Origin of the sequence: Petrimonas sulfuriphila (assembly GCA_038561985.1) — a bacterium.
Taxonomy (GTDB): domain Bacteria; phylum Bacteroidota; class Bacteroidia; order Bacteroidales; family Dysgonomonadaceae; genus Petrimonas; species Petrimonas sulfuriphila.
Genome location: CP073276.1, coordinates 2,336,277 through 2,357,628 on the forward strand (window position 1 = coordinate 2,336,277; position 21,352 = coordinate 2,357,628).

Consider the following 21,352-nt stretch of genomic DNA (forward strand, 5'->3'; position numbering starts at 1 on the left):
TTTTAGTAGATTGTATCTTTCAAAAGGGTTTTCCCCATTTTTTATTGGGATAAGGACCCAGTTCCAACTCAAGTTCTCCTCCGTTTAAAAAATCAGTAACAGGAAATTGAAAACGGGACCATTTTATACCGTTCAATATGGCGTGTTGAATGTATATGTCTGCAGGATTTTTCTTTTTTACAGAAATCCTGAACAGGGTGTTTTGTAGGGGATCTGCCAAAGAGGGAAACCTCAACACTATTTTATCGAACAGGGGGCTTGTGATCTCCAACTCGGGAAATTCACCCACACATCCGTGCAAATCGAATAACCCGATGGCCATTAACACCCCAAGCGCACCCAGCATTCCCTGATCTTCGTCACCGTTGTACCCGCTGTACGGATCCACTCCTCCAAAAGCTTTCTCCTTGACCTCGCGCACCCAGTACTGTGTTTTCCAGGGAGCTCCGGCGTGACTGAACAAATGAGCCATTGCCAGTGAAGGTTGGTTCTCATAATCAACCCAGGCAGAGCCATGTTCTCCGTGGGGAGCAATAAACCGAAAATCCTTTGCTTTTAAAAAATTTGACTCCAGCTTCTCGATGAATTTTTTGTTTCCTCCCATTTCCTGGATTAAACCTTCCATGTTTTGAGGAACATAAAAAGTATATGTAGCCGAACTTCCTTCAATAAATCCGGGGGAATTGAATTTCCCCTTTTCCACAACGGGCGTGAAATCCTTCAGCCATTCCCCTGAGACATGTCGCGGACGTGACCACCCGATTGCCGGATCGAAAACATTTCTCCAATTCTCGGAACGTTGTATGAAAAGTTTCCTGTCTTCGCTCTTTTTCAGTATCCCGGCCATCTGGGCAAGACACCAGTCCTGATAAGCATATTCAAGCGTCATTGCCGCTCCCTCGCGGTGAAAGCCCTCACCTCGCTCCCTGATCTCGATGGGTACATATCCCTTTTCGACGTACCAATCCATCCCGCCTCCCGAAGGATGCGGGCCTGCTTCGTAACCGGCCCTGTCCCTTATCCCTCCAGGGAAAGCATTTTTTCGGGCTCCGGTATAGGCACTAACGGGATCGAATGTGGCCCGTTTTGAAGACAACAGGGCGGCTATCAATGGGGTTGTGTGATCTCCCACCATGACATAGGAATAATTTCCCCCCCAGGAACAGCGGGCCATTGTCCCCGCATTCCGGTAGTAGTCAAGAAATGTTTCTACCATCCAGTTGCCGTATTCGGGATAAAGCAGTGTCCAAAAGATGTTCAGGTTCCATTGTCCTCCCCAAAGCCCGTCTCCTTCGATGAAGTGCCGGGTGGGCTTGTTATCGCTTCCCAACGGGAGTTTTCTTGCCACCGGATACATGCCTGTCCAATCCATATATGAACCATCTACATCGTCGGATATTCTTTTTGAAGCGGTATGCATCAAATCGGTATATAGCTTTATGCGCTGTTCCCGGGTCCCTCCCTCCACCAGTACCCGGCTTAAATAGTTGTCCCACGCTTCTGCGGCATCTTTTACCACTTTGTCAAAATTCCAATGCGGTAATTCTGAGCTCAAGTTCATCCTCGCATTTTCAGTGCTGACAAAAGAGATGCCTACCTTGATGCATATCTGTTCGTTGTTTTTCAATCCTCTGTAGGTTACGTATGCGCCGATGGTATCGCCGGATATGAGATTTTCTTCAGGGCGGATTATCTTTCGGATACCTTCCTTGTTTTTCTCCCAACCGTTAAAACTGTCAAATGGCTTGTCGAATTGAGCAACAAAGAAAATCAGGTAAGGTTTTTTTCTCCTGAACGTGGGGGAGAGGAGAGAATATCCTTCAATTTCGTTTGAACTGATTTTTCTTGCGTAGGCATATGATGTTTTTGTTGCCCCCAGAGCAGCGCTTAAATCAAAGATGAAGTGGGCGGTATCTGCTGCCGGGAAAGTGTACCGATGCATTCCTACCCTACAGGTAGCGGTCAGCTCCGCCGTAATTTGAGAATCTTCGAGAAAAACTTTGTGATAACCCACCTTGACCACCTCTTTGTCGTGACTGAATTCCGACTTGCTTGCTTCAAGCCCGAGGTACCCTTTACATTCTCCCACAACCGGCATTACCGGTATACCGGCAGTTTGTCCGTTGTGCACATGTGAGAAATTCAGGATATATTTTTCGTCGTATAAATACCCTGAATTCCACATCTCGCCGTGTTTCATATCGGGAGAGAGGGAGACCATCCCAAAGGGAAGTGCCGCAGATATAAAATAATCGTACCTGGATTTGTGCGTGTCAATCAAAGGGTTTGCCAAATCTGAAGGCCTTTCCTGACTCACGGAACGGAGGTGAGGAACGGCCATAACCGATAGAATAAGTAATATTTTTAACCTGTTCATGTTGATCTTTATTGCGTGCTGACTTTTTGTCATCCCAGATAATGTCTCTTGAACTTATACCGGATGTTTCTGTCTGTTCTGCCTCTTTCCCTGATAACCAGGTTTGAGTCCTCCAACCTGATGTTATCTACTCCGTTGAAATCTTCAGGGATCCTGGCCAGAAAGGCCAGAAAAGTCTTTTCAATCGTTTCTTGGGCATCGATAAACTCATACAGGTTCCGGTCAAAGATCTTCCCTTTTTTTGCCACTACCGTGAAAGGTTCGTGTAACCCGGTAGTGCCAAATTCCATACCGAAAGCTACAGGATTGCCGTTTTCCATGGATCGCCAAAAATTAATCCAGGGATAATCCTCAACTTTCCACAGATAGCCCAACATAACCCCCAGGGTGGGATTACTTGCGGTAACCCAGCCGTAAGTTTCACGTCTGTTGTAAATGAAAGAGGATACCCTGGGCCAGGGATCCTGAAAATGCCGCAGGTCTACTTTCCCATCCTTATGAACGGCTTCAGGCCAACACAGAACAGGTTCTTCCTGATGTAAACTTCCGTCTTCCTTGTCTTCAAATCCTTTTTCGGTATTGTTATCGAATAAGGTTTTCCTGTCGAGAAAAGGCGGCGCAACGGTGACGTGTTGAACTAGGTTGAACATGCGGCCATACTTGTTGAGGTTCCTGATTTTTTCCGAAACGAAAAATAGCGGCTCTTCTCCCGACAGACTGACCTGCCGGGTTATTTCCAGTCCCCCCATCGGTAAAGTGCAACACATAACGCATTCGTTAGAAGTGCTGGTAGCAGCATGGTTTATTAGTTCCCATCGTTGACTGTTCACTTCTCCGTGATGCGTAAACCCATTTGATTTTTCGGCTTCGGAAGGAGGCCCCCAACGGTCGAAACAAAGGAAATGGCCTTTAAAAGGAGGTTGTGTCTCGTCTTTAATCACCCAGTTAATGGGATTCAAAGGCTGATCTTTCAGGTGAAAATCGGAATAAGAACCGCCATCTAAATTTATCTTCAGCAAGACGTTGTTGTTTTCTAAAATGACCATGCTTATAGATTATTTGTCCGGTATCAACTTTTTACTCAGCGCTTCCAGGGAGATCCCCCGGGTTTCAGGTACTTTCAGTAATACCCATATCAGTTGCAGCACCATCATGAAGGCAAAGAAGGCAAATATGGGCCAGGGGTTTTCCCGGAAGACACCTCTTTCGGAATCCAAAAAAACAGGAGTGATCAACGTAATGAGGGCAGCAAAGACCCAATGTATACTCGCACCGAAAGACTGGCCTTTCGCCCGGATACCGGTTGGGAATATTTCCGAAATAAAGACCCAGATAACCGTGCCTTGTCCGATAGCGTGCGATGCGCAGAACAACAACAAAAAGACCAGCAGGACCATGGATCCGGCGTGAGTATAGAAACTCCACGCAACCATTACAAGGCTTATAATGTATCCGAATGAGCCGATAATAAGTAATTTTTTCCGGCCCAGCTTATCGATAAGGTATAATCCTAAAAAAGTAAAAATGATGTTTATTCCGCCAAGCAGGATGGAGTTCATTAAGGAGTCTCTAGCTGCCAATCCGGATCGTTCCAGAATCTCGGGAGCATAGTAGAGAATAAAATTAATACCCGACCACTGATTGAAAAAAGCGATGAAGAAAGCCAACCACAGGATACGTTTGTACCGGGGGATAAAAAGGGAAGATTTTTTACGCTTCATTTGTTCCCTGATATGGTTTGCAATGGTTTGAACCTCTTCTTTCGGATGATTAATCCCTAGCCGGGTAATTATTTCTTCAGCTTCTCCCTCCCTGTTTTTCATCACCAGCCATCTTGGACTTTCGGGAACAAAGATTACCAGCAGTGCGTAAACAAGAGAAGGTATAATCATAACACCCAGCATCCAACGCCAATCGTTTGCTCCGTCAAATCCCTTTAAAAAATAATTTGAAATATATGCTATCAGCAAACCAAATACAATGTTGAACTGATACATTCCGGTAAGCTTTCCCCTGTTTGCCGGAGTAGAAATTTCCGATATATAGATGGGGGCCACAACAGAAGATATTCCGATCCCCAATCCCCCGATAAATCGAAAGAAAGAAAAAGAATAGGGGTTTGTAGCCAATGCCGTTCCTATTGTTGATAAGCTGAACAAGATCCCGACGCTGAGCAATACTTTTTTTCTTCCGAATTTTTCCGTGGGAAACCCACCGAAAATTGCTCCGATCACGGTGCCCCATAAAGCCATGGACATGATAAAAAATCCATGAAATAGTGGGGAGGTGTTCCACAGTTCCTTAATGGGTAAATTGGCTCCGGAAATGACAACCGTGTCAAACCCAAAAATGAAACCGGCCAAGGCAGCTATAAGGGAAATACCGGTTAAATTAATTCTCTTTTCAGAAACTACTGTATTTAGGTTTTGCATACATCACTAATTTAAGTTTGTCCGTTAAGGTTTGATACCGATTGTTGCAATTTCATGGGGTTTTAACTGTACAGATAGGGTTGTACCTTGTAAGGCAGGTGAAGATACACCTTGGAGGGGCATTTCTATCAGGTTCAGCCTTCGTGCCGATGTTGCCGCAACGGGTAGATTAATAGTGGCGGTTGTTGCTTTTCCTTCAGTTTCCACCATTCTGATTATAAGTTCATTGCCCTCTTCGGATTGTTTGATGCCTGTTATTGCTATGTTGGGCTGGGCTACGGAGAAGAACGATTTTTCCTCGGGTTGTGTGGCGTGGTCTTTTATCAGAGCCAGCGAGGGAGGCTCTGCTGCCAGCACGGGAACATTGTAATCATCGCCTTCTACCCATACGCCATTCTTCCAATCTCCCGCGTGAGGATAAAGTGCATAACTGATGACAAATTTGCCGAGATTGGGATAGATGTCCGGACTGCCTGCGGCTCTCATCAGCGTAAGCCGTAGTTCCCCGTCGTGATAGGAATGCCCGTATTTGGTTTTATTTAGAAGGGCTATACCGGCTTGCCCGTCGGTTACGTCCACCCATTTTTGTGCGGGCACTTCCTGTCCGTCACCTCTTTCGGGATCAACACCGTAAACATTCGATTGGGAGGTGAGGTGTCTGGGCACGGCTCCTCCCTGAAACTTACCGTTTGCCGGCCTTTCAACCACATCAAAAGGCACCTGGCAATAAAATCTTGGAGCATCAAATGCCAGTGGAAAGTGAGCCCTTAGCATGGGTGAATCGGTTGAGTCTGTTCCGGTTTCAAGCCAATGCACTTCCATTTCGTATTCGATTCTCGGATAGGAACGGTAGATGTAGGTTCTTTCGGTGAAACTCGATTTTCCCCAGTATTTAACCGTTTCAATACATGCCCTTACCGGCCCGTTTTCTACTACCTTCACGCTTCTTACATCATCTACCTCTTCTTCTTTTACAATCTTATTCAAGGTCCATGATTTCATTCCCCCTTTCTTGTCTTCTAGATACATTTTGAGGCGATTCAGTTCTTTCCCTTCCTGAACATATTCTTTCCCGTTACGTTTGTCGTACAGACTTGAGATTGATCCGGTTTTCATGTTTACTTTTACCTCAAAGAAATCTGTTTCGAATGTGTTGTTTTCGAAAGGGATCGGTTCATTGAACGTGCCCGGCTGGGTCATATCCACGTAGAACGTTTTGTATCCTCCTGCCGGCATTTCGTCAACAATGAATTGTATTTTTGAGGTGAACCCCGGAGGAGTTACCTTGGACCATACAATTTGCGCGGGATACGTTTTTCCGGAAGCATCACGAACCAAAACAGTAGGATAATTTCCCTGGCCTTTATCGATGGGAGTAATGTTTTTTGACCCGTAATAATCGCCCCAGCTTGTCGATTTTACGGAAGCAGGTTGCGTGTGAGAATAGACGTTTGCTTCCACAACCGTTTTACGCGAGACTGGCTGCAGGTTAAATGCTACCACAGGTTGTCCCATGTTGGTCTGAAATTTTATTTCGTCGGCTGTTTTTCGGAAAGCGTTGTCCCTCAGTTCCGTCGACTTCCGGAGATTTTCCATATACCGGGCAACGGCTTCTTTGTTGGCTTCGTTGATAGCCGATCCGGGAAGAATATCGTGAAACTGGTTGAATGTTTGTGTAATCCAGAGGTCGCGTATTTCTTCAGCAGGGTAGTTGTCTCCTTTCAACCAGCGTAGCGTATTAAAAAACTCGTTGCTGTACAGCATGTTCTCGTTGTTACGGTTCCCTGATTTTATTTCCGATACGGTGGTGTAACAACCTTCGAATATAAACTGCATTTCACCGTGATGCGTTGGTTTGTCTTTGGCTTCAACGGCGCTTTTCTTAAAGAAATCTTTCGCCGTCGTAAATTTTACGGCAGGATAATCAGCCATCTTATCCAGTTGATGGACCATCTCTATGTTTGCCCGGGTGGGACCTCCTCCGTGATCTCCTACGCCGGTAATTTGCAGGATCCGGTGCCCTTTGGGGTCAAATTTGGTGAGTTCATCTTTCAGTTTCAAGTTAATGTCGCCGTTATAGGTGTCGTTTGCGTAGCAAAGGACTTTAGATAAATCAGTCCCTTCCCACCAGAATGTACCGATATAAGGTTTGCACCGGTGAAAATAGAAATAATTACATCCGGCCAATTTCAATATTTGAGGCATCTGCGACACATGGCCGAAGTTATCGGGTAGCCAGCCGATGGCTGCCATTTTTCCGAAATGTTTCTGGAAGTAGCGTTGTCCAAGTAAAAAGGAACGGGTTATGGCCTCACCGGAAGAAAGATTCATATCGCCTTCGGTCCACATACCCCCAACGGGTTCAAAGCGCCCCTCTTTTACGTAGTTTTTAACTTCTTCAAACAACGGAGGATCTACTTTTTCCACGAAGTTGTAAACAGAGGCCTGGCTCTGAATCATGGTATAATCGGGAAATTCCTTCATAAAAGCGACGGCTTGCCTGAGATTGTCGTTGCACATTTTCATGGTTTCGGAGTAAGTCCATAGCCAGTTCATATCCATGTGGGCATGTCCTACGACATGGATGGTATCTTTCTTTGATACGTCGGGAACAAGAGGTTCGTTGAACATTGCAAAAGAGGATAACGATACCCACGAAACACAAAGGGTGATAAGAATTGCTTTCATCGTATTCATTTTTTGATGATTTAGTTTAGAAAAACATTAAATTTCCACTTCAATAAATTTCACTTCATAAGGTTTTAACCGGATGGCTGATATCGGTTGTCCGGTTCTCTCTCCCAAGGAATTAATTTCGGTTACTTTTTTTATGGTTAGGGTTTGATCAGCGGGTGACAGCTTAATATCGGCCGGCAATCCTTCGAGTTCACGTAAATGCAGTATAATCGATTTTTTGTGAAAGGACGGGCGGATATTTATTACCAAGACGTTTTCGGGGCCATCGATTTTTAATGTTCTGAGCGATGCATTGCATAATTTGTTCTCTCCTGCGGGAAGGGTTCTGGTGGCAAAAGGATTTCGTTCTCCCCATGCGAATTTCGTAGCAAAAGCGTTGGTGGTATCGTTTGTAGAGGTAAGTTGATAACTCCAGCTAAAAGTTCCTTCCTGGTAAGCCCTGAAATTCGTAAACCAGTAATTGTTCATTACCCAGGAATAGAGCCAGGGAAGTCCTTGTTTGGGATAGCGTTCGAACTTACCCATGTTGAAATCGCTGAATTGCCACAGGGGAACTTCATTACTGACAACTACCACCTGGCCTTTGCTGCTCCGAACGGAAACGAAGTTTTGGGCGACATTCCAGTCGGAAGAAGAGCCCGGAAGCTGCTGGCCCTGGGTTAATATGCCTCCGGTTGTTTCGAACACAATTTTAGCCTCCGGTAAAGAAAAGGGAAAAGCTATGTACAATGCTTCGGGATCGGTGATTATCTCCTTATGTGCACTGTATTTAAATTCTATTTTTCGGGTATTGCGGTAAAGCCTTATTTCAAGTTCCAAGCCCTTTGTTGCCCCTTCCCCAGCGCCGCTGAATCCCGGCATGTCTGAAAATATTTTTATGCTTTCCCAAATAGTGCCCTGCACACCTTTTTCCACACTGATGTGGTCGCTCACGGCCCGGTGGAATGGGGGGGTGTCGCGTTTTTCGGATGTTTCCCTGATGGGTTGTCCCAAATGGTAGGGGTTGTTGCGGTCAACCAATTCGAGACGAAGCTCCTTGTCGAAAAGGCTTTTAACCGCACCGGTCTTTTTGTCCACTTCGATCCGGTAAAACCCGTTCTCCATAATTTCGGTTCCAGGAAGTATTTCTGGTGACAATAACTCGTCTGTTGTGCTGATTTTTAATGCTTTATAACCCAGTGCTGGGACGTCTTTTACTTCAAGCATCCAGTAAGCGCCCTCAGCCCTTTTTTTAACCAACTGGACAGGGACTTTCTTTCCTGTAGAAACATCCGTTATGCTGGCCTTTTTTTCGGGAGGCAATACCTCTGAATCGATGAAAAGTTCTACAGATCCTGAGCGGTCCCACCCCAAGGGATTGATAATGTAAATGACGGGAAAATTTGCTTTGTGCAAATAGGGTTGCAACCTGGCCAAAGCTTCTTCCTTCATCAGTGTTTCTTTTTTTACAGCCTCCCAGGCGTAGGCTCCTTTTTGCAGCCATTGCTTAACCGAATTTTCGGAAAATGGAGATTGAATACTTTCGGCTGCTCCAACCGTATGTTCATCAAAGAAAATGATATTTTCCTTGATGTGCTCGATTTTTTTTTCAATTTCAGGCGATAGTTCGCCATCCAGCAGTGTAACCATGGCCAATAACCCTTCGTCTTGCTGGATGGCGTTCTGTGTTTTCCTGATTTCCGCTGTTTCACGGGAAATAGAGCCGAAGCCATCCGTCCACCAATCGAGCCAGGCATTTCTGTAAACCGGCAACTCTTCGGCATGATTTTCCTCAACATATTCCATAAACTCACTGGCTATGGCTAGTTTTAGTTTAGGAAATTCGTGGGTGGAGTTCCATTCTTCAACAAATTTGCAGGCGGCAGTGGAAGGTGGGGCATTATCAGTAAAATAACCTGAGAACTGGATACCTATCCGGTCGAACGGATAGCCTTTTTTTTCCAACTCTGAAATACCCCAGATCATATGGGTGAAATCGATGTCTTCTTTTTCGATGTTGTAAAAATTGCCGGTCATGTAGTGTTCACCCCTGAAAGCCAATAACCTTTCCCCGGATGGCGCTTCCCACCAGAAACAAGTGGGTATATCAAACGGCCTTATTGATCTTGTTTCGTTTATGCCCATGATAAGGTATTTTACTCCGGTATTTTTAAAATAATCGGGCATGCACCACGCTATTCCGTTTACATCGTTTTGCATGGCTGTTTTAACCTGAATTCCTGAATTTTTAATCTCTCTAAGAGGCTGTAAGAAATCGAACAGCGAATTTTCATCGGCTATTTCTGACATATTCGCGAACATGCCGGTCACTTCTATCCTCCCTTCCCGTATCCGTTTCAATAACCGCTTGATCTGTGATCCAGGCCTTGTACGGATATATTCACGGGCCACCCACGATGATTCACACGTCCACCTGAACCTGGCCTCATCCGGCAAATTATCGGTCTGGTCGCAGTAATCCAGCGCATAATCGATGTAGCGCATCTGTTCGGCAAGTATCTCGGATTGCGGGCGAGTATACCCGATATCTGTATGGGAATGCTGGACAAGGTAGATGGTCCATTTCTTCTGAGGAGGTATAAGAACAACCTTGTGTTGCATCGCATTTTCATCGTTAACCGTTGTTTCAAGGGTAATCTCTTCAGGCTTGCTTACGGCAGGAAATGTCAGCAAGAACTTATTAAACCCTTTCCTCGTGTCCGAAGCTAATAAATTTTTACCGCCGTATCGGAAAATGATTTTCCCTGCGTTTTCCGAAGTATAGCCTGCGATAACTTGCTGATAATTTTGCCCGTTTTCGCTAAAGAGGACCGGAGTATTCATGAAAATAACCTGCTCTTGCTGATTGCCCTGTGCGTAGAGTCCCTCAACAACAAAGAAGGGCAAAAGAAAATAGAACAATACTTTTCTGCAATATGTCTTATCGAAGAATTTGTAAATTGGATTCATAAGTAGATCAGTTTCTTAATTCATATACATGAGTTCAGTATCAAACACACATTGTTTTATTGTGTCTGATCCCTTGATTTGTTCCATAAGCACATCGACCGCTTTTTCCCCCATTTTTTTTATGGGTTGTTCAATGTAAATGATGGGAATATTGGCGATAGCGAAAGAGTCAATCTTATCGAAGCAGACAACTTCCATGTCTTCAGGAATTTTAATGGCATTTTTATACATATATCTCACACCGGTAATAAATACCTTCCGCGAACAGAAAAACACGGCATCAATTTTTTCCGGATAATTCTTTAGGTCATGGATAGCCAGTTTGATCTCTTCCTCCTGATCCTGATAATTGATGTTTTTAATCAGGTTGGAATCCAGTAATTTATACTTGCTCAGCGTATCTGTACATCCCCGCCGCCTTTCGGTTAAGGCATTTACATCAAAATCATAACAAACAACGGCAATCTTCTTTAACCCTTTTTTTATCAGATGCTCCGTGGCTTTTGCCGATACGTTGTAATTATCAACTATGACGTAGTTGGCTTCGAGGTTGGGATAAAAACGATCTACCTGTACCAGGGGGATGTGCCTTCTCGTAATTTTCTCAGCAATCTGCCGTCCATTATCCACGGGAACAAATATAATGCCGTCAACCTGTTTGTTCAGCAATGTAGTCACCGCATTACTGAATTCATCCAGGCTTTCATTTGTGTTCGTCGTAATCACCGTGTAACCGTATTTCTTTGCCTGTTCTTGTATGTGGAAAGTCAGGTTCCCAAAAAACTCGTTGGAAATATCCGTGACAATCACTCCTATAGTCATGGTTTTGCCGGTACTGAGGCTTCGCGCTATTTCATTGGGTTGATAGTTCATTTCTTCAGCCGTTTCTTTCACTTTCTTACTCATCTCGTCGCTTATACGACTCCCTTCCGCTTTTCCGCTCAATACCAATGAAACCGTCCCTTTCGAAACGCCTAGTTTATCAGCAATATCCTGTATGGATACTTTTTTCTTTTTTTTCATGTACCTTTATTGCTAAACCGGTTAACTAACGTTTTATAAAAAATCTTTACGAAGATAAATAAATATTGAAGTAATTCTTCCAGAATACTTTGTTTTTATATTTAATTAACATCGCAATTGTGCCTAAAATAGGCTCCTATGATACCGATAGCTTCACGACCGTTTTTTATACAACAACACCGCGGACTTATTCGCGGTGTTGTTGTATTTATGCTTTCCCCTACTTTATTACGGTAAGGTGAGCATACTGGTTCCCAATTCTGTATTCGAACGAAACGGACTGGTTTGGAGTTACGCCGGTAACCATAATCATTCCGTAATATACATCGGCTGGATTTGGACCGGTTACCGCTTTGAATATGTATACGCCCTGTCCTGAAATAGGATCCAATGTGTTGGCTGGCGTTCCACTTTCAAATGCAGCAATTGCCGTATTGGAATTATTGAGCGCGTACATTGCAGTTGTAGAAGGCACAAACTGTATGGTTTTGCCGGCAGCCAGATATGCTGAACCACCTTTAAGCATCAGGGAACCTTCAATAGCAATCAGGGCCATGGGATCGTTTGCAGGAACAGCTGCGTTTATAAGCAGGTTTCTACCTGCCGAAGAACCGCCCAGTGTGAGTGTGGCCGATTTTTTCAGGTAGAAATAGGGATCTCTTACAATAACCGTTCTTTCAATTTTTTCCTGATAACTGCCTTGTGTAGCTGTAAAGGTGTAGAACATTGTATCGTTTTCGATAACAAAGTCGGTTCCCGCAATAGGCACTAGATAAGGCTGTGTAGCGCCCGAGAAAGGAGATCCTGTTACATCAATCCAGGTCCCGTTGGTGCCGTTTTTTCTTTTTACTTCAACATTTCCAGTGAATGTGCCTTCTTTGGGGGTTACATTTACATTGAAATAGGCTACTTCAGCCGTACGGGCAACCTCAATTTCCTTACCGGACACTGTGGGTTTCGATACCGTCATGGCGTTGGTCATGTCCACTCGTTGTTTTGCATAATCGGTAGCTCCGTTAAACATAACCATGACATAATCGCCCACCCCTTTCAGGTTCGCCTGATCCCGGGTATAGGTTATAGATGCCTTCAGGTCGCTTCCGACCGTAACATCCTTTTGAGTGTTTGCCAGGGGAAGCAACTGTTTTGTTGTCCCGCCTTCGGGAGGTGTTTGTAACTGCAGCAACTCCACTTTCATCACATCGCCGGCTTTAGCTGTTGCAAATGTGGCGGTAACCGTGAAAGAGTTATCGATAGAGCTTATTCCGGTCGTTGTGGTGCTTGACACTCCGGTCCAGATAATGTTCCCATTTGCGTCAGTGGGTATTTCATATACATTGTCCTGACCACAACTGATGATGAATATGACGGCAAAAAGAGTTGAAATATATTTTTTCATACGTTTAAATTTTTCAAATTAATAAAATCATTCCCCTTTCTGTAAGGGCAGCCATTCGAAATTCTGAGTACATTTTCTGTTGTTATCCAATTCGGTACCCGAAACCGGAGACAGTAAATGTTTATTGCTAAACTCAAAGTTGAAATTTACAGGCTGGTGACCAACGAAATTTTCAATGCTGGTAAACTGGCCGCTTCCATCAACCAGTGCTTTGCGGGTACGTCTCTGGTCCCACAACATCTTGTTTTCAAATACCAGTTCGTAAGCGCGTTCACTCATGATGTCGAGCAGGGTAAGTCCTTCCGCTGAAAAACTGGGTAACCCGGCTCTTGTTCTCACTTCATTGATCCCTTTTATAATGTCATTTCCGGGAATCGATACTCCCAACCTGCTCAGGGCCCAGTTTACTTCCGTCTGCATCAGTAAAATATCGGCATACCGGTAGAGGTTGAAATTTAAGCCGGAACGAGCACTCCTCTTGATGGCGTCCTTATCGTAATATTTCTGCAGGTACCTGGTGGCAAATTTTGGTGCAGGGCTTTCGTTGGGATCGTATTTTGCAGCTTTTGTATCGCTGCTGTAAAAATATACTCTTTCCTGCATACGGATATCTGCCGGGTCGTACGAGTTCAGGTATTCCGTGCTGGGGATGAATGTCCCGGTTTCCACATCAAATACAGAAATCTGAAGGGATAAAGGTAACGTATGAACGATCAGTCCGTTATCCCTGATGCCCGATGCATACTGGATCTGAAAAATTGCTCCTCCCTGATTGTCCATTTCCGGATTGTTCAAATCACTGAAATTCCCGATCGGATACTTGCCGTAAAGAAAATCTAGCTGGGTTTTGGCTTTCTGCAACAACTCTTTTGCACTTGGGGTATTTACTGGATATTCGGTCATAGCCCAGCTCCCGGTTTCACACCATTTCTTTGTGGTGTCAGTCCTTGCTTCCTGGTAGGGATAACCGGCCATGGTCAGGTAGACATCCGCCAGTATTGCTCTGGCAACGTGTTTGGTAACCCGCCCGTCTGTTGATCGCGTATCTTGTAGATTACTTTCATTTACAGCGAATTCCAGATCGGGAACAATGATCTTGTCATAAATATTTACCAGCGACGTACGCGGCTGTTGAGCATCGTTTACATTCTGCAAAACAGTCGTATTGGCTATGACATCGCCATACAGTCTTACCAGACAGAAATAATAGAATGCGCGTAATGTGCGGACTTCACCCATATATTTTGACCGGTCGGCTTCCGGCATCTGCGTCACGCCCGGTAACATTTTTATGGCTAGGTTGGCATCCCTGACGCCTCTGTACCAGTTGTTCCATATGGTTGTAAAATATGGATGCGTTCCATCCATAATATCGGTTTCGTATTTCCAAAGGTCTGATCCCATGTATTGTGCATACGCTTTTCCAGTGGGATATTCCAAACTTCCCGGGAGGCTGCTTCCCCATACGTTACCTCCGCCTGTCCAGTCGGGCAATGCCCTGTAGGCTCCTGTTGCCAGTGCAACGCCGCCGGGGATACTTGTGATCTGTGCTTCATCTGTCAATGTGCCGGTGGGATGTTCTGCCAAAAATTCATTACAGGAAAAGAACAATATCCCGGCCATCAACGTAATGAATACGTATTTTATATTGGTTGATTTTGTTTTCATATTCAATGCAGTTTAATTGGGTTAGAAAGTAAGATTAACACCGAATGAGTAATTCGACGGTCTCGGATACATGAAGAAGTCCATACCGGGTGTAATACTATCCATGTTATCGTTATCGCTACCTTCAGGGTCGTAGCCTGAATATTTGGTCAATAAGAAGAAATTGGAAGCATTCAGGTATATTCTCACCCTGCTGGCTCCGACTTTCTTCGTCATGTCCTGCGGGAAGGTGTAACCCAGCGTCATCCCATCACCCCTGACAAAAGAAGCGTCTTCAATCCAACGGGTATCGGGATAAGTTTGGTAGTATGCACCGCCGTTTCCGGGACGAACCTGTGCCACCATCGTATTCTGATGGTCGGGGCGCCAGGCATCCAAGATGGATGTTTTTCCGTTGGCTAAGCCCTGACGGTCTTCTGAAGAGTGGTTGGTTCTGTTTTCCTTCTTGGCGCCGTAAGAAATACGGATGTCCAGGTTGAAGTCGATATTTTTGTACGTTACGCTGTTGTTAACGTTCATGTCCCAAATAGGGAAAGCGCTTCCCATAGGTATACCGTCTTCTACGAAACTGATTCTTCCGTCGTTGTTCCGGTCCTCGTATTTAACGTCGCCGGGAAGCATGCCGTAACGGGCTGCCAGGCTAGCTTCCTGAGTTCCGTAGGTTCCTAAACGGTTTAATCCGAAAAATTGAGCGACCGGCAAACCTTCCCTTAAAATGGTATTGGCTCCGCCTACCCACCAGTTACGTAAGATGTCTGCTCCTGTCGGGCCCAATTGTTCAATGGTGTTGACGTTACGGGTGAAGTTGATGTCGCTGTACCAGTTGAAATTCCGTGTTTTCACGTTGTGGGTGCTCAATACGGCTTCAAATCCTTCGTTGCGTATTTTTCCGTAGTTCAACCGCACACTCCCCGTTGTGGTAGATTGTGGCAAAGGTACGTCCAGTAACATATCTGATGTCAGCTTGTTGTAATAATCCAGCATCAGAGTGACTCTGTTGTCTGCAAACCCCAAATCGACTCCAAAGTTGTATTGTGTCGTTTTTTCCCACCTCAGGTCGGGATTTCCTACCGAGTTGGGCCACAGTCCGGGTTGTCCCGCATTTCCCAATACTACGTTTCCTGAGCCGATAAAGGTTTGTGTTACATAACTACCAATTTCCTGGTTACCTGTCTGGCCGATACTTGCACGGAATTTCAGGTTGGTCAGCCCGTTGATATTCTTCATAAACTCTTCTTCACTCATTCTCCAGGCCACTGAGGCAGAGGGAAAGAATCCGTATTTGGAGTTTTTCCCGAATTTGGAAGAGCCGTCATAACGTCCTGTAGCTGTAAACAGGTATTTGCCCATAAAATCGTAATTCACACGGGCAAAATAAGAATTGAGTGAATTTTGGCGATCGCTGCTGCTTGGAGCAGGCCTCGTTGCTGTACCAATCCCGATATTGTGCCAGCCGTAAAAGTCATCAAAGAAATGGTCGTTCCAAGTGGTCAGGTTCTCACCCGTAAATCTCGACCAGGATGCTCCCAGCAAACCGGCAATTGTATGATCTCCGAACGTATTGTTGTAGTTGAAATAGTTTTCGTTTTGCCAGTAATAATTTTTAAATGCTTCCAGGTTTGCAGCACCTTGTGCCGAACGGGAAATTTTTCTGTTGGCATACCGGTAATATTTCTCTTCCAGAAGATCCATAGCAAAATTGCTTTTAAACGTCAGGTTTGGAGTAATCGTGAAATTGAGGCTAAGAGCTCCGTTTACCTGCACGCGGCGTCTGAATGTTTCCACCCCGTTACTGATAGCTACGGGAGACTGACAGTCCACTTCTCCCATCGGGAAGTCGGCATTGGTTCCGTATTGTCCGGCATAAATTCCGTAGACTTCCGGGTCATCGGGATACTTGATGGGTAGCATAGGGTATGATTCGATAGCGGAACGTGCCATACCCCCGCTGAAATATGAAACGTCGTTGGTCCTTTCCTTACTTCTGTTCAGCGATAAGAAAGAGTTGATGTTGAACCAGTCGGTCAGTTTTACATCTCCGGTGAGTTTGCCTGAAAAACGTTCGAAGTTTGAATTTAACAGCAATCCGTTGTTGTTTGAATATCCTAGGAAAGTGCCCAGTTTTACGTCTTTATTCCCCCCGCGTATGGCTATCTGATGGTTGGTGGAAGTTGCCGGCCGGAAAGTTTCGCCCTCCCAGTCGTTCTCAAAACGCGGTTTGTAATAGTTTCCGTCGCGCCCCATCATTGGAATTGGGTATCCCCCCTGTGTTGTTTTTTCAAACAACCAAGGCATCTCGGAATAGGTCATGGAGCCTTTCCCCGGAGGCAGGATAGAAGCATCGTAAAGGGTTGACCAGTTAGGATTGGTAGCGTATTTGGATACATTCATATAGGCTTGCCTGATCACGTAGAAGAACTGTTCGTTATTCAATACGTTCAACCTGCGTTGCATATAACTTTGTGTGACATAACCATCGTACGATACTATCGGTTTTCCCTCGACACCGCGCTTGGTGGTAATAATGATAACGCCGTTTGCGCCACGGGCACCATAAATAGCCGTAGCAGAAGCGTCTTTCAATACATCAATGGATTGAATTTCGTTTGGATTTAAAATGGTTAATGCATTGGTGACGCCTACTACGTCATCTACCACAAAAAGCGGGTCGTTTCCCGAGTTGATGGAGTTCGTTCCACGGATACGGATCATGGGGATACCTCCGGGTGCTCCCGAACGTTCAATGATCTTTAATCCGGCTACCTTTCCCGAAAGAGCCTGAGCCACGTTGAATGCCGGCTTGTCCAGCAAGCGGGCTGCAGATACATTCTCGACGGCACCGGTCAGGTCGCTTTTCTTCATGGTGCCGTACCCAACCACCACCACTTCTTCCAGTAATTCGGTGTCTTCACTTAAGGTCACCTGTATGGTTGTTCTTCCGTTCACCGGAATTAACTGTGTCTGCATGCCCACATAGGATACCTCTATTTGGCCATTGGAGGGAACATTACTTAACGTAAAATTCCCATCGGCATCGGTAACAGTTCCGATGGTAGTTCCAGGAACCTGAATCGTTACCCCAATTAATGGTTCATTGTTTGCATCAACCACACTACCTCTTACTGTAATGCCCTGAGCAAACATACATAAGGAAATAGTCCATAATAAAATGAACACCATTCCTCTTGCCAGATTTGAAATTTGTCTTTTCATTCTTTCATTTTTTTAGATTAATAATTAATTAAAGTCCTGAGCGCATCTTGGTATTGAGTGATTGATTTTTTGTAGAATGAAAGTAAAATTGTAATATATTATAAAAAATTAAGCACAAAATGACACATAAATTATCATATATTATGAATATGATCATCAGAGGTTCAGTTACAGCTTGTGTATACTAACGGCACATGAGTTTTAATAATGCTAAATATTCATTGCAAAAATAGAATATTATTTATTATATGCAAAATAAAACATAATAAATAATATAAAAATATAATATTATTTATGAATATATCGAAAATAAGGGTTGTTTTAAATAAGCATTAAATTCATAAATATTATTATATAAAATTATACGTTAACAATAATTATTGTAAATTAGTATTGAAAATGTGTGTTTATGGATTTATTTAGGGTAATCTCGTTATTCCCAAACTTTTTATCACTAAAGTTGTTTTGAATAATAGATATCACAAAAAATGAAGCAAAATGATGTACAAGTTAAAAACACTATCCCTGATTTTTTTCCTAACGACAGGATTATTTGTCAGTACCCATGCTCAAGAGATTTCTGTTAAAACCAATGTTCCGTACTGGTTTACGGCAACTCCCAATGTAGGGTTTGAATATGTATTGGGTGAGAACCTCAGCCTGGAGTTCACGGCTGGATTTAATCCGTTCAAATTCGGTGACACGAAACAGATGAAACACTGGGTCATTTGGCCTGAATTGAGGTATTGGTTGTATCAACCTGACAGCGGACATTTTTTTGGTCTTCACGGTGTGGCCGGTCAATACAATATCGGCGGGTTGGATTTGCCTTGGGATCGCTTTGCAGGACTTAAAACCCGCCGTTATCAGGGGAGCGCCATTGGCGTTGGGCTGAGTTACGGTTATAGATGGGTCTTGAACGACAGATGGGGGATTGAGATAACTGCAGGAGGAGGTTTTGCCAGGTTCAACTATGATGTGTATTCATTGGGGAACAACGGTCAGAAAACGGGAGAGAACACAAAAAATTATTTTGGCCCTACCAAAGGAGCATTGTCTTTAATTTATATCATCCGTTAAGGGAAGAAGGTGGTATTCATCGGAAATTAATAACTTTTTTCCAAAAAGAATAGCCGGGTTTTTGCAAATCCGGCTATCTTTGTATGCAGAAGCAAATATCCGGAAACAATACGAAGGCAATTATGAACTCAACAAGGAAAATAGTTTTGCTAAATCTGTTTTGCATCCTATTCTTTTATAGCGTTGACGCACAGAAAATTGTAGGTGTAAAGACAAATATCCCGCATTGGGCAACCGTTACGCCGAACATAGGGATTGAAGTCGCTTTTTGGAACAACATGACTTTTGAACTTTCCGGAGGTTATAATCCTTTTGAGTTTGGGGACGGGCAGCAATGGAAGCATTGGATTATTTGGCCCGAGGTTCGCTATTGGTTTTGGGAACCGTTTAATGGACATTTTTTAGGGTTGCACGGTGTTTTTGCTGAATTTAATGTAGGGGGATTGAATCTTCCCTTCGACAGGTTGGCAGCATTGAAAGATCGCCGTTATCAGGGGGTGGTGAATGGGGTTGGATTGAGCTATGGCTATACCTGGATAGTTGGAAATAGTCTGTTGCTGGAAGTAACGGGAGGCGCTGGTTATGGCCGATTAAACTACGATGTTTTCTCAAAAGGAAAGGAAGGATTCAAAATAAACGAAGGGCGAAAACACTATTTTGGTCCTACCAAAGGCGCAGTCTCTGTTGCGTATGTCTTTTGATCAGGATGCAGAGTGCAGATTTTTTATGTTTTTAAAGTCTGTTTTTTAAAATAACTCGGTCTTTGCTTTGATTTGTATTTATTTACCGTAAATTTGCTACCATGCTTCGTAAAATTATCCATATAGATATGGATGCGTTTTATGCTTCCATAGAACAACGCGATAATCCCGAATATCGCGGTAAACCTGTTGCAGTAGGTTATGGCGGTAAGCGTGGCGTAGTGGCAGCTGCAAGTTATGAAGCCCGTCAATATGGTGTTCACTCTGCGATGGCATCGGTAACGGCATTGAGGAAATGTCCCCATTTAATTTTTGTGATGCCTCGTTTTGAAGTTTACAAAACGGTATCGAACCAGATTATGCAGATTTTTCGTGAATATACCGATAAGGTGGAGCCGCTCTCTCTCGATGAAGCATTTTTGGATGTTACGGAAAATAAGAAAGTGATGGAGTTTGCGACGCAAATCGCTAAAGAAATTAAGCAAAAGATTCACTGCCAGACCCGGTTAACAGCCTCTGCCGGAGTTTCCTACAATAAGTTTTTAGCTAAAATCGCTTCCGATTACAATAAACCAAACGGGTTATACGTGATTACGCCTGAAAAAGCTGAAAAGTTTCTCGAGAAGCTGGGCATTGAAAAGTTCTTTGGTGTAGGCAGGGTTACCGCCCATCGGATGCACGAATTAGGAATAAGAAATGGATTCGACCTGAAACAGCATTCGGAAAAGGAGCTTGTACACCATTTCGGTAAGGCCGGAGCCCTGTATCATCAGTTTGCCCGCGGGATCGATGAGCGAGAAGTGGAGTCGGAATACGTACGAAAATCGTTGGGTGCAGAAGAGACGTTTGCAGAAGACCTTCACGAACTGGTTGATCTGTTACGTGCCCTGGACGATATTGCCCGTGAAGTACACCGTAGAGCCGAGAAAAGAGGTTTTCTGGCAAAAACAGTGACCCTGAAAATTAAATACGCTGACTTTGCCGTTGTTACCCGTAGTAGAACCGTTGTCAATTATTTAAGGACGTATGATCAGCTTTTCGACATAGGCAAAGAATTGCTTCTACAAGTAGACGATATCGAAGAGCGAAAAATCCGGTTAATGGGATTGACTTTGAAAAATGCCGGTACCGACCAGGTAGTTTTGACAAACCAACCGCTTCAGTTAACCCTTGAGTTTAAAGAATGAAATTCTCAGGATGTTTCCCTTTGATGTCCTTGTAATAGGATTTGATCTTCACAATATCGGTTTTGTAGTCGCCCGACGGATAGAACAGGTCGAGAAGTGAGGCTTCTTTTTTGCTATAGTCCAATCCGATCAATAGAATAGGAACATTAGCCTTCACGGCAATAAAATAAAATCCTTTTTTCCATTCTTTCACCGGCTTACGGGTTCCTTCGGGAGTAATGGCTAGATGTAGTTTGTTGTGTTTTTCAAACTCTGCCGCCAAAAAACCGGTCATTGAATTATTTTTGCTTCGTTCCACCGGAATCCCTCCGATACTTTTGAAGAAGAGATTAAATGGAAAAATGAACCATTCTTTTTTTATCAAAAAATTGGCGGTTCTGCCTATAGAGGAGTAGGCGAGTTTACCAATAATAAAGTCCCAGTTGCTTGTGTGCGGTGCAACTACAATGATGCACTTGGATGCATCGGGTAGGGTGTTTATAACTTTCCAGCCAAGTATTTTGTTTAATATGAATTTGCTAAGTCTCATTTTAGTTCAACGTTTTTTATTTTTAATTTTTTAGACGAAAAAAATACTGTGATAGGGTTAAATTGTCATATTGAACGATGATGAAAATCTATCATAT

At 44.0% G+C, this 21,352-nt stretch carries 13 protein-coding genes; 3 read left to right on the forward strand and 10 right to left on the reverse strand.

The genetic code is table 11. The annotated features are described in order from the left end of the window. Positions 1 to 19: 19 nt before the first annotated feature. The 9 genes from KCV26_09830 to KCV26_09870 form a co-directional block, all read right to left on the reverse strand. Positions 20 to 2,410, reverse strand: coding sequence for a GH92 family glycosyl hydrolase (locus tag KCV26_09830; GenBank protein WZX35624.1), 2,391 nt, complete (start codon positions 2,408 to 2,410; stop codon positions 20 to 22). Beyond that, complete coding sequence (locus KCV26_09835) at positions 2,407 to 3,423, reverse strand: hypothetical protein (protein WZX35625.1); 1,017 nt, start codon at positions 3,421 to 3,423, stop codon at positions 2,407 to 2,409. The genes KCV26_09830 and KCV26_09835 overlap by 4 nt, the downstream gene beginning before the upstream one ends. A 9-nt stretch (positions 3,424 to 3,432) precedes the next feature. After that, positions 3,433 to 4,809, reverse strand: coding sequence for a sugar porter family MFS transporter (locus tag KCV26_09840; GenBank protein ID WZX35626.1), 1,377 nt, complete (start codon positions 4,807 to 4,809; stop codon positions 3,433 to 3,435). A 24-nt stretch (positions 4,810 to 4,833) separates the two neighbouring features. Further along, positions 4,834 to 7,497 (reverse strand): alpha-mannosidase, encoded by a 2,664-nt coding sequence (locus KCV26_09845; GenBank protein WZX35627.1) that lies wholly within the window; start codon positions 7,495 to 7,497, stop codon positions 4,834 to 4,836. 36 nt (positions 7,498 to 7,533) lie between these two features. Further along, the gene (locus KCV26_09850; GenBank protein ID WZX35628.1) at positions 7,534 to 10,455 is read right to left on the reverse strand and encodes a glycosyl hydrolase family 38; all 2,922 of its coding nucleotides are present in this window, start codon (positions 10,453 to 10,455) and stop codon (positions 7,534 to 7,536) included. A gap of 15 nt (positions 10,456 to 10,470) precedes the next feature. Continuing rightward, on the reverse strand, positions 10,471 to 11,478 hold the full coding sequence (locus tag KCV26_09855; protein WZX35629.1) for a LacI family DNA-binding transcriptional regulator: 1,008 nt from the start codon (positions 11,476 to 11,478) through the stop codon (positions 10,471 to 10,473). Between the two features lie 220 nt (positions 11,479 to 11,698). Further along, positions 11,699 to 12,877, reverse strand: a complete 1,179-nt coding sequence (locus KCV26_09860) for a hypothetical protein (protein ID WZX35630.1) — start codon at positions 12,875 to 12,877, stop codon at positions 11,699 to 11,701. Between the two features lie 27 nt (positions 12,878 to 12,904). After that, entirely contained in the window at positions 12,905 to 14,545 is a 1,641-nt protein-coding gene (locus KCV26_09865; GenBank protein ID WZX35631.1) for a RagB/SusD family nutrient uptake outer membrane protein, read from the reverse strand. Between the two features lie 21 nt (positions 14,546 to 14,566). Beyond that, positions 14,567 to 17,758, reverse strand: coding sequence for a TonB-dependent receptor (locus tag KCV26_09870; GenBank protein WZX35632.1), 3,192 nt, complete (start codon positions 17,756 to 17,758; stop codon positions 14,567 to 14,569). A 501-nt stretch (positions 17,759 to 18,259) separates the two neighbouring features. Here KCV26_09870 and KCV26_09875 point away from each other — a divergent pair. The 3 genes from KCV26_09875 to dinB all read left to right on the forward strand — a co-directional run bounded on the left by KCV26_09875 (position 18,260) and on the right by dinB (position 20,726). After that, positions 18,260 to 18,838 carry a DUF3575 domain-containing protein gene (locus KCV26_09875; protein ID WZX38369.1) on the forward strand — a complete coding sequence of 193 codons (579 nt, stop codon included), beginning with the start codon at positions 18,260 to 18,262 and terminating at the stop codon, positions 18,836 to 18,838. Positions 18,839 to 18,960: 122 nt separating this feature from the next. Further along, on the forward strand, positions 18,961 to 19,539 hold the full coding sequence (locus KCV26_09880) for a DUF3575 domain-containing protein (protein ID WZX35633.1): 579 nt from the start codon (positions 18,961 to 18,963) through the stop codon (positions 19,537 to 19,539). 101 nt (positions 19,540 to 19,640) lie between these two features. Beyond that, positions 19,641 to 20,726, forward strand: coding sequence for a DNA polymerase IV (gene dinB / locus KCV26_09885; protein ID WZX35634.1), 1,086 nt, complete (start codon positions 19,641 to 19,643; stop codon positions 20,724 to 20,726). Here dinB and KCV26_09890 read toward each other — a convergent pair. Then, a complete protein-coding gene (locus KCV26_09890; GenBank protein ID WZX35635.1) occupies positions 20,716 to 21,255 on the reverse strand; it encodes a 1-acyl-sn-glycerol-3-phosphate acyltransferase in 540 nt (179 codons plus the stop codon). The two genes, dinB and KCV26_09890, sit on opposite strands and share 11 nt — an antisense overlap. Between the last annotated feature and the right edge of the window lie 97 nt (positions 21,256 to 21,352).